Source organism: Moritella dasanensis ArB 0140 (assembly GCF_000276805.1).
GTDB classification, from domain to species: domain Bacteria; phylum Pseudomonadota; class Gammaproteobacteria; order Enterobacterales; family Moritellaceae; genus Moritella; species Moritella dasanensis.
In genome coordinates, this window is sequence record NZ_AKXQ01000005.1 from 147,202 (window position 1) to 160,648 (window position 13,447).

Consider the following 13,447-nt stretch of genomic DNA (forward strand, 5'->3'; position numbering starts at 1 on the left):
GTTAGATAAAATCAACTATAGAGCGGAAACAATAGGGATTTATCCGACAAATCGCAGGCTCTAAATCTAATTACATACTTAAAGTAATCGGTTCAACAAAAATATCCGCTAACGTCTTTGATGATTGTTGGGGACCTTGCTGCATCACATCATCAAGCACACTCATACTTTCTGCAAAATAAGGGTTCCAGCTGAGTCTTGCATAAATCTTACCTGGCTCTTGATAACCATAAGCGGAATACCAGACCTCTTCACCAGCTTGGCATTTGGCTTCATCGACTTCACCCTGACCATTACCACACATTGTAATTTCGCCATCACGTCCATACACAGGATTTGACGGTGAAAATAATAAGCCTAAATGCGAACCGTTAGATATTTTCTGTTGTGGTAAATCCATGCTAAAACGCACCGATCGCTTGTCTATTGGTTGCACCTCACCTTTCCAGACTAACTTGTTACTAGTATTGGTCATCACTTGACTAAATATGCTCTGTGCATAAGCCGTATCAATCACATGCTCGCCTTCACTCATCATCATAAATACCGGTTTGTCATAGTCTGCTTTTTCTAGATCATCACGCACAATCTCTGAGGTTTGATAATAAACCGCCGCAGCATTCATCGGTAATGAATTGTATCGAGTATAGTTATCTTCAGGATCGCGATCAGCCCAAGTAATAAAGTGACTTACTGCAGGAGCTAAAGCAGCCACAAAAGCATCCGGTTTGAATGCTGGCGCAAATAATAATAGCCCAGCGATCTCATCATCGTTAATTGCTTGTGATGTGACTAAATTAGCCCCTGTCGAGAAGCCGCCAAGCCAAACTTGATCAACTTCTTGCTTGAGTAATTGCGTATGATGCGCGACAACACCTTGCCAGTCAGCGAGTGTCGGTAATATCAAATCCCCCACCTTACTGCCATGACCGGGTAATAATACCGTTCGCACTAAATAGCCCTGCTGCGCGAGATGCTCTGCGATATCAATAAATGAAAAGGGGGAATCGGCAAGACCATGTACTAATAGTACGCCTTGGCCGTTGGGGTTTTCTGGTTTTATCTCGTAAGGTAGGTTGGCTTTAATTTCTTTGTCTTCATCAGCCGAATTAAATACGCGGTTAGCCCGCAACCAAACTTCAGTGTCATGTAAGTAGAGATCAAAGTCCGCTTGTTTAAATTCAGGCAGTGCGTCTGCCGTCAAGTAATGAGGATCCTCAGGTGTGCTTTTACACCCAGTCAACGCAGCACCATAGATTAAGATAAACGCGGTGATAATCAAACTGAAGCGTAATTTATATTTTGTCATAACAAGGCTCATTACTATTCTCGAGAGTTTAGTTTAAATGAGACCTATTATATATACCAACACTGAACATAAGATGAATAATAAAAGAACAAGGAAAAGCAAAAATAACGACTTAACCTACAGAATAACTACTTAACCGACAAAACTAAATCATCAACGATTTGCTCAGGGATTAACAAACGTAAATCACGCAAACACGCACTCGCATCTAGGCCTTGCTGTAATTGTAACTCGCACAAGCTATACAAATATTTAGGTTGAGGATTTACTTGATAAGCCTGTGACAACAGTTCAACGGCCGCCATAGGCTCTTGATCTTTAATCAGTAATGCCAAGGTATAACTGACTTGTGCATCCTGGTTATTTAATTCATGCGCGTGTTTAATATTTGCGATTGCTGCACTGCTGTTTTTTTCACGATAGTGTGCTAAACCTAAACTAAAATACAATTCACTGTTGGCAACACCTTGTTGAGTGATCTGGGTTTGCACTACCTCTTCAAGTAAAGTGATTGCTTGCTGGTTTCTGTCGGTGGCTTTTAACAGCTCCACATATTCTAAATAAATACGGTTATCATTATGATCCATATTGCGATTCAATAGCACTGTAAACACTATCTCAGCTTGTTCGTAATCACCGCGAATGCGATATAAATACGCGCGCTGTACCAATGCAGCATCCTCATTTGGCAGTGCCAACATATAGGCTTCAATTTGTTCACCGAGCACTTGTCGTTGACCCTCATTCAAAAGAGGCCATAAAGTAACAACAGCTAATGCAGCTTCAAATCGCACGCTTTCTACAGCATCATTCAATAGTGGCGATATCATGTCCCAACGCGCTGAAGGCTGCCAATGTTCGACCGAAAAAATAGCAGCTCGTCTTAATTCAATCGCGTCATCGCGCGTTGCTCGCCCAATGGCAATGATCGAATTTTGATCGCTGATATTACCCAATTCCATTGTCGCAGCAACCCGCTGCTGGATCGGCGCATCGATATTTTGTGAAAGCTCAGACAAAGCCATACTATCAAATGCTGTCGCACTGACATTCGTCGTCAACAATAATGCTATCAATAAGCTAACAACCAGTTGCATTACAGACATAATGACTCGAGCAGGCATCTCAATTGTTTGCTTAAAAACGTATTTCATTATCATAAATTATTCCTGGTAAACTTAAGCTAAATGGTTAATTTAAGCGCCTCAGACTTTATCAATACCTCATGTAATAACAAGATATTCTCTGTCTTTGGTAATCCCTTATCTTGCATCCAATGATAAGTAGCTTGGCTTATTTGCTCTACAGTAAATTTACCGCTTTGATTACTTTCCTGAGCTTTACTCTTTTCCAGCTCTTTATTATCTAGACCTTTATTAACAGGCAAATAACCAAGTTTAACTAATAATTCACCCAGTTCATTCATTGCTGCTGGCGGGATCTCAATGTCTTTCAAATCGGAACTCCACAGCAGGCTTAATACGTCATGATTTGCTTTCGCTTGTTTGTAGCGTGTCATTGCTGTTTTATAGGGTGCTTCACATACTGCATCATCAGGTGCTTTTTGACATATATTGAAATACGTTGCGTACATTTTATATTCTAGAGCCATCGTCGCGAATGATTGGTCGATCAACGGCTCGATTATGTCATTAGGGAAATCAGCGGAGTCTTCATTGACTATCTCATTTGTAAAGGCCACTGCATTTTGATCACTGTCTTGCAACAATGACGTCGTATTTGAACAGCCAACTAACAATAGGCTCGCTGCACTGAATAGCGTTGTAATGAGTATTTTTTTCATTGCGTGTACCTTTATTTAAATTTTATTTTCATGGCGTCGGCGTTAATCTTTTTATGCACGTTATAACCCATGCTCACTACGATCATCATGATGTATTGGTCGATATGACTGAAGAATTGTTTCCAACCACCACACAGGTAATTTAAGCCCGATTCACCGTCTAAGGTTTTGATAAAACGGTTTTTAGGACATTCACCGAAACACGCAAATTGATATTCACATTCACGACATTGTTTCGGTAACGTTGCTTCTTTAGCACGACCAAATTTTTCCTGTCCCGCTGAAAATTGCATATCTTCTAGCGCTTTATCTTTGATGTTACCGAGCTTATATTCAGGGTAAACGTAGTGATCACACGAAAATACGTCGCCATTGGCTTCGATAGCCAGACCTTTGCCACACATAGGAGCAAGGGTGCATAATGGGTTTACACGCCCCATCCACGCTTCGATACTGGCTTCAAAGTAAGGTACGTTTATTTGACCGATATCGTTGTCTAACCATTCGTCAAATACGGTGCACAGGAACTTGCCCCATTGCGCCGGTGATACGCACCAACTTTCAACAACAGAGTTTGGGTGACTTGGATCCATTTCAGGCATGCCTTGGAATATGACTTCTTCATTTTTCCAATGTTGTGGTGCGGTCGTTTTAAAGCTTTTTGGTTCTACAATCGGGATAAATTGCATTTGCTTTGATTTAACGTCATCGCGTAAAAAGCGATATATTTCCAGTGCGTTATCACCAGTTAAATTATTAACACAAGTCAGCGTGGCAAAATTGATGTTGTATTTATGCAGGATCTTGATGCCCGCAAATGTTTGCTTAAACGTACCTCGTCCAGCTCTGTTTACACGGTAGGTATTGTGGATCATTTCTGGTCCATCAATGCTAATACCGACCATGAAGTTATTCTTTGCTAAGAACTTGCCCCATTCGTCATTAAGTAAAATGCCGTTGGTTTGCATGTTGTTTTCGATAGTGACATTCTTTGGTGCGTATTTTTTTTGCAAGCGCACGACGTCTCTAAAATAGTTAACACCCAGTAATGTCGGTTCGCCACCTTGCCAATGGAAAACAATTTCTGAATGGTTTTGTTGCTCGATATAAGTGCGAATATAATCTTCTAACATGTCGTCTTTCATGACAGGTTTACAGCCATCTTTATCACCCAGCAGTTCTTCTTTACTGAGGTAATAGCAATATTTGCAATCAATGTTACACGCTGAGCCAGTCGGCTTAGTCATGATGTTCATGCGCTTAGTCGGCTGATGCGGGTTGTACATGTTCACGTCTTTTTTAGCTGTTAGCTTATCTGTCATGGTTTGTAGATTGTTAGTCATGTTATCTCACTTAATTATCGATGCTGTGGTGTAGGTAGTAGCAAACTCTCCTTAGTTTGTAGTAACGAGCTACCTAAGCAGCTCGTTACTTGTGCATAATCAATTAGTCATGATTATTGGTATTGCGCACGTTCCCAAATTTGCATTTTCTCTACAATCTTATCGATTGAGAATGAACCAGGTACTTGACGTGGTGGGAATTCATTAAAGGTATTTAACCACTGGAAAGTATAACCAGCGCCCATATACATGTACGGTAGATGTTCAACCATCCAAGTTTCATATGCACCAGCAGTATCAAATGCTGATTCATACGGGTCTTGACGTAAGTTGAATACATACGGCAGACGACCTTCTGTCATCGGACAGCGCCATGCTTCAATACCGTGACACTCTTGGTATGAATAAAGAATCTTCCAATCACCAATACGTACACCAGCAACATCACCGCTATCAGTACCATAAATAAAGGCTTTACGTGGCCAATCTTTATTGTCATCAGCTGTTGTTGACTTGCCTTCGATAAGTTTTGGTAATAAGTTGTAACCATCTAAATGTACTTTGTACTTCTTGCCGTTTAACTTAGTACCTTTTTTCAGGTCAGCAGCGATTGTTGGTTCGCCAGCCGCAGCAAGGAATGTTGTAGCCCAATCATTGTGCGCTGCAATTTCATTAACCACTTGACCCGCAGGGATCTTAGCTGGCCAACGTACCATAGCTGGTACACGGAAACCGCCTTCCCATGTGGTGTTCTTCTCGCCTTTAAAGCGTGAAGTACCACCATCAGGCCAAGACCATTTTTCTGCACCATTATCAGTGGTATACAATACAACTGTATTATCAGCGATCTTAAGATCATCCAACTTATCCAGTAACACACCAACCATGTTGTCGTGCTCTACCATGCCGTCGCCGTATAAACCGCCACGCTTAGATAAACCTTGGCTTTCTTCTTTTAGATGCGTCCAAACGTGCATACGAGTGGCATTAAACCAAACAAAGAAAGGTTTCTTTTCTTCATGTGCACGGTCAATGAAATCAAGTGCTGAAGCAAGGAACTCTTCATCAACCGTTTCCATACGTTTCTTGGTTAACGCACCAGTATCTTCAGTACGGCCGTCAGCATAAGAATGAATTACACCACGTGGGCCAAAACGTTTCTTAAAGCCAGCGCCTTTAGGGTAATCTGCGTGTTCCGGCTCTTCTTCTGCATTAAGGTGGTATAAGTTACCAAAGAATTCATCAAAGCCATTCGCTGTTGGTAGCTGTTCAGGGCGGTCACCTAAATGGTTTTTACCAAACTGACCAGTCATATAACCTTTGTCTTTCAGCATCACCGCAATCGTTGGATCTTCTTGACGCATGCCTTGGGTAGAACCCGGCATACCGACTTTAGTAAGACCAGTACGGATTGGATGTTGACCCGTAATAAATGCAGCACGACCAGCAGTACAAGATTGCTCGCCATAGTAATCGGTAAATAACACGCCTTCATTGGCGATACGGTCAATGTTTGGTGTAAAATGACCTGCTTGTCCATGCGTATAAGCACTGATGTTATCAATACCAATATCATCGCCCCAAATGGCTAAGATATTAGGACGGCTTTCATCGGTGGTCGCAAAACTTGCTGTTGCAGTAGAGGCAAGAACAGCACCTATCGACAATTGCAAAAACGTCTTATTTTTAAACATAATAATGTCCTGTGATTGTTTTACTAATTTGTGAATAAAATCATCACCGGCTATTCTCCATGTGCTAAGGTACTCAGTAAGCAGTAAATTTACTGAATAAAATAGTCAATTGATTTACATCACTGAAATCATAATCCAAGATCACAAAGTATGTTTTGCAGTACTTTTACGCTAGTGCTTTTAATCAATTGCTTTAATCCTAGCACTGCAACACTCCCACTTGCGTGTTAAACATGGAACGAATAATGCCAGAATCGACTAATACTGATTTCGAACAACTGCTAATGAATCAATCTGCGATGATGATTTCTAGCAAGCCAAAAGATTTTAATCACCTCTGGCAAAAAATATCATTGGATGTATTGGATTTTTTTAATATTGATAGGCTTACACTGTTTCCTAACTCGATGATCTTACTTAATGATGGTAAAACGGAGTCGGTCGAAAAAGCCGGAATTCCGCCATTAATTAAGCAGCATTTTATTGATGGTAATTATCAGGACTACTTTAAGTTATTAAAAACTAAGCATGATTGGATCAGCTTTACAGCACCACAATTGCAAAAAGACAAGTGTTCGGTGTTAAATAAGCTGTATGATCAAGGCGGACGCTGGCATTGCATTATTCCGTTACAATTGTTTGGTCAACAATGGGGAGCGCTGTCTTTCACTCGATTTGGCGATAATGATCAGCCGTTAGGTAATGAGGGTTTGAAACGCCTGAAGCTATTGTGTGAAATGTGGTTATGTTATTGGCAGCATTCAACGCTTGCCCGTAATTTACAGCAAGATATAAATGAAAATGAAAAGTTACTACTGCTGAGTAAAAAGCAGTGTGCGGTTCTGGCATTGTTGGCGCAAGGTGATAGTGCCAAGCAATGTGCAGAGAAACTATTCTTAAGCCCACGCACCATCGAATCACATAAATATCGCATGTTAGATATTCTAGAACTGGATAAACCTGCAGAACTGATCCAGTTTGCACTGCGTAACGGTTTAGGTATTTCCAGCGACTAACAAAAAATCAGTAATTCTACTGCTTAATCCCTTCTTTATGTCATTTATCATTGCTGCACAATTTATGTTACGACTTGCTATTAAAATTAATTAATAGTGATCGTCATAGAATGATAATCCAGCAATGATAAATCGATAATCATAACGCTTAATGTTGCGCTAGCTAAATATTGTGCGAGCCAAATATAGCACTAGCAAATGTACCAGCGATTAAAATCGATAATCAACACCGACAGAGACTGTAACTTCTTCTGATCTTTCTTCACCATCAGATAAGTTGCTTTTTTCGGTTTGGATCTTCATCGCATCATATTTGACTTCAAGCATGATGTTAATGGTCTTATCGGCAACGTGAGTTTTGATACCTTGTACCCACATAATATTAGCCACTTGCATATCAACGCCTGAATATGATGAACCAAGATTGACATTGAATACAGAAAAGTGAGTTTCGTTCCAAGGGTGTACCGCATATAGGTTTACGGAGCCAAGATGAGCATCATTACCTTTCAGTGTTTGCTGAATATCAGAATCACTTACTGAAAAACCACTCACTGATAAGGGTGAACCAGCCATGCTCGAATTAGCGAGTTCGGACAGGTCTGCGGTTTTAAAATCGATATAAGTATAATTCAATGAAGGAAAAAACAATGTGCCATCATCACTTTCTAACGGCAGCATATAACCTGCGGTGTACATACCGGCAGCATCGTCTAAACGATAAAGATCCATGTATGCACCACCAAAACGGTCAAAATGAGCCGCACGAACTCGGGCATTGTTAGACTGAGTGTAATATTCAGCGAAACCGATTGTTTGCGATATATCACTGGTTAAGCCACTAGCACCACCACCAGCAAGTAGCTTTAATTCACCAGCGTCACTGGCAAATACCGCGGCTCTAAAGTTACTGTTTCTCGGGTCTGCATCATGGTACTCCTGAGACTCATTAGCGAACACACTTGGACTACATGCAGCGCTGATCACACTAGCTGCGATTAAAGATAATAACGTTTTATTCATACTCATGACTTTCTCCAAATAACGATATAACAAGTCGATTAACTTGGTGGGGAATATGAATGAAGCAGGCATTTAATACCACTTATAGCCGCTATTAGCGATGCTAATAAAAGCACGAACACCGTGATGGAAAAGACTTATGCATAAAACTTATAATGAAAAAATAAACCTGAATTACCTGCGTATATTTAATGCTATTTATCAGGCTAAAAGCACCACTGTTGCAGCGAAAAAATTAGGCGTGACCCAATCTGCGGTCAGCCAAACATTAGCAAAACTACGTGCATTTACTGGTGACCGTTTATTTTATTCAGCCAATAATGAGTTAGCTCCGACACAACGCGCGATCCTAATTAATGAAGGTTTAAACGAGAATATTCAAGCGATAGACGACTTATTATTACCGGTGAGTTTTTTTGAGCCTGAACATTTTAATGGTGAGCTTACGGTGGCGGTATCAAGTGTATTTCTAGAAAGTTTTGCCACCGAATTCACTACTTCAATCATGTTTGAATCTTTGCCTAATGCCAAAATAAATGTCACTACGTGGACAGAAAACACCATGAAAGACATGATTGAGGGCCGTGTACATATGGCGATGAATTTCGATCCAATCAGCACACCAAAATCGATACGCTGCATTCCATTAACCCAAAGCCAAGGCATGGTAGTGGCTCGAAAAGATCACCCTTGGGTTACAGGCGGTATGCAACAATCTGAGTTCAATCAATATCCACTGGGCGGCTGTCTATTACCCGATACCCTTGAAAGTGAATCCTTGTTCCAGTCTCGTGATTTTAAGTCATTCGATTTAAAATATCGTTCAGCAAGCATGTCAGTGCTTAACTGCTTGGCCAAACATTCAGATATTCTGGCGCTCACAGAAACATTATCCGCATCTGTTTGCGACGACGATATGATATGCATCCAACCGCAATGGCTGAATGACAAGCTACCGAACAAAATCAATCATGCATTCTATTATCTTGAAAAAAACCACCACGTTCCTTTATATAAATTTAGCGCTGAAATTGTTAAAAAAGTAATCGAAGATAAACTAGAGCAAGTGCGTAGCCGCACCCTAATGGTTAGTTAACATCATGTTAACTATTATATAGACATACTGACGCCGTAATAACTGTCTTATTAATACAAACTTGATTAGACTGGAAATCATTCCCTTTTTAGCGGTAGGACAGGCATGAAAAAAGATCTCTACAACACATTAGATCTGAATTTATTAAAGGTCTTTCTGATCCTTTCTCAAGAACTTAACATGAGAAAGGCATCTGAGCGATTGTTTGTGTCTCAGCCTGCGATCAGCCAGTCATTAACCAAATTACGCCATCACTTTGATGATGAGCTGTTTGTCAAAGTACCAACAGGACTCAAAGCCACGCCATTTTCAGAAGCCCTCGCGACCTCCATTGCGCCCCACTTAAATGGCTTAGCTAACAGCATTAATCACAGTCTAAAGTTTGACCCTGCAACACTGGATACATCGCTTAAAATTGCCCTATCCCCTGTCGTATTGTCATGCCTGTCAGGTTCGCTTTATCAAGCACTTAAAGCATCAGCGCCCAATGCCAATATTGAATTAGTGAGTTGGTCGCGTTCTACGCTTGAAGACATTCAGAAAGACGGTGTATACCTTGGCATTAATTATGACATTCCCACACCGGCAGAAGTTTATAGCAAGCAGTTAGCTGACCTACGCGGCCAAGTGATTGTCAGAGATACCCATCCAATCAAGAGCACACTGACCACCCCTGATGATTATGCGGGTTATGAAATTGCCTCGATGATATCGCCCGGTTGGAATGAGAGTTTTAGCCTAGCAGCTGAGACAATGAAAGCCCATGGCTTGGAACATAAGGTAGGCTTTCGCTCTGAATTCATCATGGTATTACTGGATATTATTCAACATACCGACATGTACTTACCCCACACCAATTTATTCCCAATTCAGCAATATCCTAACCTGCGCGCCCTCGATGTGGAAATTCAAGGTGAAGCTTTCTATATTGACGTTTACAGCTATAGCCATACTAGACACCGTAATAGTGCCCTATTCAACTGGTTACATGCGTTAATATCAGGTGTGATTCAAACACAATTACAGCTCAATCATAAGTAACGCTTATCAGCCATATAAGGCATAACGTTTAGCCCGGCGCCGGATATTTAAATAGTATTAACGAAAAATTATTACTCTTTTAATACAGGCGCATCCTATGCATAAGATACTTATTCCGTTACTCCTGCTCAGTTCAACATCTGCGTTAGCTAATACAGTGCATATTTCTCCAGAAATAAAAATTGGCCCCTATGAGGGAACGGGTATCTCTGGTGCGGGCCTGCAATTAGGTTTGACAGATACCTTCGGCTTGGATGCCGTCTATTTATCTTACAGCCATACTTCAGCACAGTTTTTATATCTTGATAACGACAGATTAAAAACATATCGAATTGGGGCGCAAAAGCAGCTCGTAAATAAACCTAAAATGTCACTACAACTAGAAGCGGGTTGGGTCGAGTATGAGGGTAAGCAAAGACGATTTGGGAGTAACGATATGAGATATTCAGAAGCGACTGGTGTCAGTATCTCGGCGAGTTGGGTTATTGCAGTAACGGATAATATTGCCTTCAGAGCAGGTACCGATATTAACTATATTGACCGAGATAAAACGTTTTTACCCTATGACCTTAGCGCAATGTTCTCAACTGGCATCATCTTTAGTTTTTAATGTTCGCTCATCATACAAATATCTGTAGGGAACATATCCCCTACAGACTTATATTTACGTCGCGATTCATCGTATTATTTAATAATCGACACACCGTCAACTTGCGCTACAGTGCTCGCTTCAGTACGTTCGATGGTTTTAACCAGCACTGATTGAATTGTTTCGTCTTCGCGCGCATCACTTTTACTTAAAAACTTTTGCGCTTGTGGTGCAGCGCCTTCTTCTAACGTGAATGTCATCACAACTTCTGTTGCAGCATCAGCCGTTGCACCAAAGTATTCTATCGATACCATTGGATAGCCTTTAAAGCCTTTTTTAACTAACTTTTCGATACGTTTTTTTGCTTTATCTACATTCATTTATCTGGATCCTAAGGGGCATGAAACCTGAACCTATATAGTACAAGATATCTGGTTATTATCTTAATTATATTTCAGCAATTAAACCGTATATATCGATACGCTGTCATACAACTTATTGGCTTCAGTATTAAGCACATTAGACTGTTCGTTAGCATCAATCGAGTTGTCGGATAGAATATCAGAGACACTATTAATATTATTTACGTTTTCAGAGATCTCACCTGTTACCGCTGTTTGCTGCTCAACAGCCGTGGCTATCTGCGTCGACATATCAGAAATTTTCTGGATAGACACATTGATGTCATTAAACGATTCAGCGACAAGATCGGATTCAGATACGGTAGACAAGGCTAATTTCTCACTTGATTTCATCAGTACAGTAGCTTTACCAACAATATCTTGCAGTGTTTGAATGGTATTTTGGATCTCACCAGTAGAGCGATGTGTTTTTTGCGAAAGTGTACGCACTTCATCAGCGACCACAGCAAAACCTCGTCCTGCGTCCCCCGCTCGGGCAGCTTCAATAGCAGCATTTAGCGCGAGTAGATTCGTCTGGTCTGCTATCGTTTGAATGGCGACAAGTATGCTATTAATTTCTAATACGTGCGAATTTAACTCTTCGACTACATCCGATGTCTGTTTTATCTCGCTTGATAGATTGCTGATCGACTTGATAGAACCAGATATGATAGCCATCCCTTTTTGTGCACTTTCAGAAGATGCTTGCGCTGAATTGGCAGCCTCTTCGGCATTACGCGCGATTTCAACCGTTGCCGTCGTCATTTCATTAACGGCCGTAGCGACCATGGAAACTTCAATTTGTTGCTCTTTGATGATGTTACTGTTTTCATGTGATTTTGCTTTGCTTATTTCTGCCATAGATTTAAGCATGGTTGCTTGATTTTTTACTTCGGCAACTAAAGAACGCTGACTTTCAGCTACATCATTAAAGGCTTGGCTCAACTCTCCGATTTCATCTTCATTACTCGCATCTAAGCGGTGAGTAAGATCACCGTCCCCTGCCGCAATTTCTTTTAACGATTTTGTAACCGCAAATAATGGGTTTAATAATTTTTGAATAAATAAGAACATAAACAAAGACACAATTAAACTAACGCCTAATGCCGCGAATAATTGTACAAAGGCATTATCTCTAATATCTTGGGTTATACTTGATCTATCAATAACGATAATGGTTCTGAGGTTTGTGCCTTTAATTGGCGCAACATATACAACACTGTCGATGCCATTAATCATGTCATTATAAAGCTGAGGTTCTACATTATTTAAATATTTATTATCTAACGAGATATCGGTTAAGCGCTTATTAATAAGGTGTGTATTCACATCAGCAAAGATTTCACCTTGGTTAGAAACCACAAAAATCTTACCGTTTCCGGGGATAAGCATTTGCGCTAGATTAGAAATTAAAATATCAATTTTTACATCCGCACCTATCACCATATAAGAATTATAAAATGTCATCGCTCTACTCATCGAGACGACTCTATGCCCTGTCGCTGCGGCAACGGTCGGCGTATCCATAAAAATATTATCCATTGAGGCATTTTTATACCAACCCCATTCTCTCGGATCGTTATTGCCTTCTGGCAGGTCAACATCATTCGCATTCTTCTGCTGACCATCAGGATAAGCAAAAAATACATTTTCAAAACGTCCTGCATTCTTGATTATTTTTAAGGTACTACGGAGCATCATTAATGGCGTTTTTTCAGGCATACTATCCAAGGTATCTGATTTAGAATTCAACCAATCAGTTAGCGATTTATTATATGAATTTGCCGTACTTTCGATTCTTGATAAAGTCTCATTTTCAATTCTATGCTTAGACGAAAAGTAGCTTGTTGTACCGACGGCTCCGGCACCAATAAAAACAGCAATAGAAGCGGTTAATACCAATCGAGCTTTCAAGGTTATCTTGTTCATTTTCATATTACGTTCCAAATCATAGGCAAGAATGAATGCTATATCTGTTATCAATTAACAGTCATCATGCTTATATAACTAGTCCCGTACATGAGCATGATACTCAGAACGAAAATATTACCTTAGATTTGTTTTATGCAACGAAAACGAATGTTGAGTTGTGACTGTCACCTAACAATGTAGGGCTCTTTTCTTTCGTTTG

12 protein-coding genes are annotated in these 13,447 nt (G+C 40.4%); 4 read left to right on the plus strand and 8 right to left on the minus strand.

The features are described from left to right. Positions 1-70: 70 nt before the first annotated feature. The 5 genes from A923_RS0105885 to A923_RS0105905 all read right to left on the minus strand — a co-directional run bounded on the left by A923_RS0105885 (position 71) and on the right by A923_RS0105905 (position 6,150). Positions 71-1,309: an alpha/beta hydrolase gene (locus A923_RS0105885; protein WP_017220734.1), complete on the minus strand. Its 1,239-nt coding sequence runs from the start codon at positions 1,307-1,309 to the stop codon at positions 71-73. 128 nt (positions 1,310-1,437) lie between these two features. Continuing rightward, positions 1,438-2,469 (minus strand): HEAT repeat domain-containing protein, encoded by a 1,032-nt coding sequence (locus A923_RS0105890; RefSeq protein ID WP_017220735.1) that lies wholly within the window; start codon positions 2,467-2,469, stop codon positions 1,438-1,440. 23 nt (positions 2,470-2,492) lie between these two features. Further along, the gene (locus A923_RS0105895; protein WP_017220736.1) at positions 2,493-3,113 is read right to left on the minus strand and encodes a hypothetical protein; all 621 of its coding nucleotides are present in this window, start codon (positions 3,111-3,113) and stop codon (positions 2,493-2,495) included. 11 nt (positions 3,114-3,124) lie between these two features. After that, positions 3,125-4,456 carry an anaerobic sulfatase maturase gene (locus A923_RS0105900; RefSeq protein ID WP_017220737.1) on the minus strand — a complete coding sequence of 444 codons (1,332 nt, stop codon included), beginning with the start codon at positions 4,454-4,456 and terminating at the stop codon, positions 3,125-3,127. Positions 4,457-4,569: 113 nt separating this feature from the next. Then, entirely contained in the window at positions 4,570-6,150 is a 1,581-nt protein-coding gene (locus A923_RS0105905; protein ID WP_017220738.1) for an arylsulfatase, read from the minus strand. 245 nt (positions 6,151-6,395) lie between these two features. On the opposite strand from A923_RS0105905, the gene A923_RS0105910 reads away from it, so the two are divergent. After that, positions 6,396-7,166, plus strand: a complete 771-nt coding sequence (locus A923_RS0105910) for a response regulator transcription factor (RefSeq protein ID WP_017220739.1) — start codon at positions 6,396-6,398, stop codon at positions 7,164-7,166. 210 nt (positions 7,167-7,376) lie between these two features. On the opposite strand, the gene A923_RS0105915 is transcribed toward A923_RS0105910, so the two are convergent. Continuing rightward, positions 7,377-8,195: a hypothetical protein gene (locus tag A923_RS0105915; RefSeq protein ID WP_017220740.1), complete on the minus strand. Its 819-nt coding sequence runs from the start codon at positions 8,193-8,195 to the stop codon at positions 7,377-7,379. A 133-nt stretch (positions 8,196-8,328) separates the two neighbouring features. Between A923_RS0105915 and A923_RS0105920 the strand changes: the two genes are divergently transcribed. From A923_RS0105920 to A923_RS0105930, 3 genes are all read left to right on the plus strand, one after another. Then, positions 8,329-9,285 (plus strand): LysR family transcriptional regulator, encoded by a 957-nt coding sequence (locus A923_RS0105920; protein ID WP_017220741.1) that lies wholly within the window; start codon positions 8,329-8,331, stop codon positions 9,283-9,285. Positions 9,286-9,390: 105 nt separating this feature from the next. Beyond that, positions 9,391-10,326: a LysR family transcriptional regulator gene (locus A923_RS0105925; RefSeq protein ID WP_017220742.1), complete on the plus strand. Its 936-nt coding sequence runs from the start codon at positions 9,391-9,393 to the stop codon at positions 10,324-10,326. 97 nt (positions 10,327-10,423) lie between these two features. Further along, positions 10,424-10,936 (plus strand): hypothetical protein, encoded by a 513-nt coding sequence (locus A923_RS0105930; protein WP_017220743.1) that lies wholly within the window; start codon positions 10,424-10,426, stop codon positions 10,934-10,936. 74 nt (positions 10,937-11,010) lie between these two features. On the opposite strand, the gene A923_RS0105935 is transcribed toward A923_RS0105930, so the two are convergent. Beyond that, positions 11,011-11,295 (minus strand): hypothetical protein, encoded by a 285-nt coding sequence (locus A923_RS0105935; protein WP_017220744.1) that lies wholly within the window; start codon positions 11,293-11,295, stop codon positions 11,011-11,013. An 81-nt stretch (positions 11,296-11,376) separates the two neighbouring features. Then, on the minus strand, positions 11,377-13,251 hold the full coding sequence (locus A923_RS0105940; protein WP_017220745.1) for a methyl-accepting chemotaxis protein: 1,875 nt from the start codon (positions 13,249-13,251) through the stop codon (positions 11,377-11,379). Between the last annotated feature and the right edge of the window lie 196 nt (positions 13,252-13,447).

Coding starts and splice junctions, on each gene's coding strand:
- A923_RS0105885 (WP_017220734.1), bottom strand. CDS start 1,309: ATGACAAAATATAAATTACGCTTCAGTTTGATTATCACCGCGTTTATC.
- A923_RS0105890 (WP_017220735.1), bottom strand. CDS start 2,469: ATGATAATGAAATACGTTTTTAAGCAAACAATTGAGATGCCTGCTCGA.
- A923_RS0105895 (WP_017220736.1), bottom strand. CDS start 3,113: ATGAAAAAAATACTCATTACAACGCTATTCAGTGCAGCGAGCCTATTG.
- A923_RS0105900 (WP_017220737.1), bottom strand. CDS start 4,456: ATGACTAACAATCTACAAACCATGACAGATAAGCTAACAGCTAAAAAA.
- A923_RS0105905 (WP_017220738.1), bottom strand. CDS start 6,150: ATGTTTAAAAATAAGACGTTTTTGCAATTGTCGATAGGTGCTGTTCTT.
- A923_RS0105910 (WP_017220739.1), top strand. CDS start 6,396: ATGCCAGAATCGACTAATACTGATTTCGAACAACTGCTAATGAATCAA.
- A923_RS0105915 (WP_017220740.1), bottom strand. CDS start 8,195: ATGAGTATGAATAAAACGTTATTATCTTTAATCGCAGCTAGTGTGATC.
- A923_RS0105920 (WP_017220741.1), top strand. CDS start 8,329: ATGCATAAAACTTATAATGAAAAAATAAACCTGAATTACCTGCGTATA.
- A923_RS0105925 (WP_017220742.1), top strand. CDS start 9,391: ATGAAAAAAGATCTCTACAACACATTAGATCTGAATTTATTAAAGGTC.
- A923_RS0105930 (WP_017220743.1), top strand. CDS start 10,424: ATGCATAAGATACTTATTCCGTTACTCCTGCTCAGTTCAACATCTGCG.
- A923_RS0105935 (WP_017220744.1), bottom strand. CDS start 11,295: ATGAATGTAGATAAAGCAAAAAAACGTATCGAAAAGTTAGTTAAAAAA.
- A923_RS0105940 (WP_017220745.1), bottom strand. CDS start 13,251: ATGAAAATGAACAAGATAACCTTGAAAGCTCGATTGGTATTAACCGCT.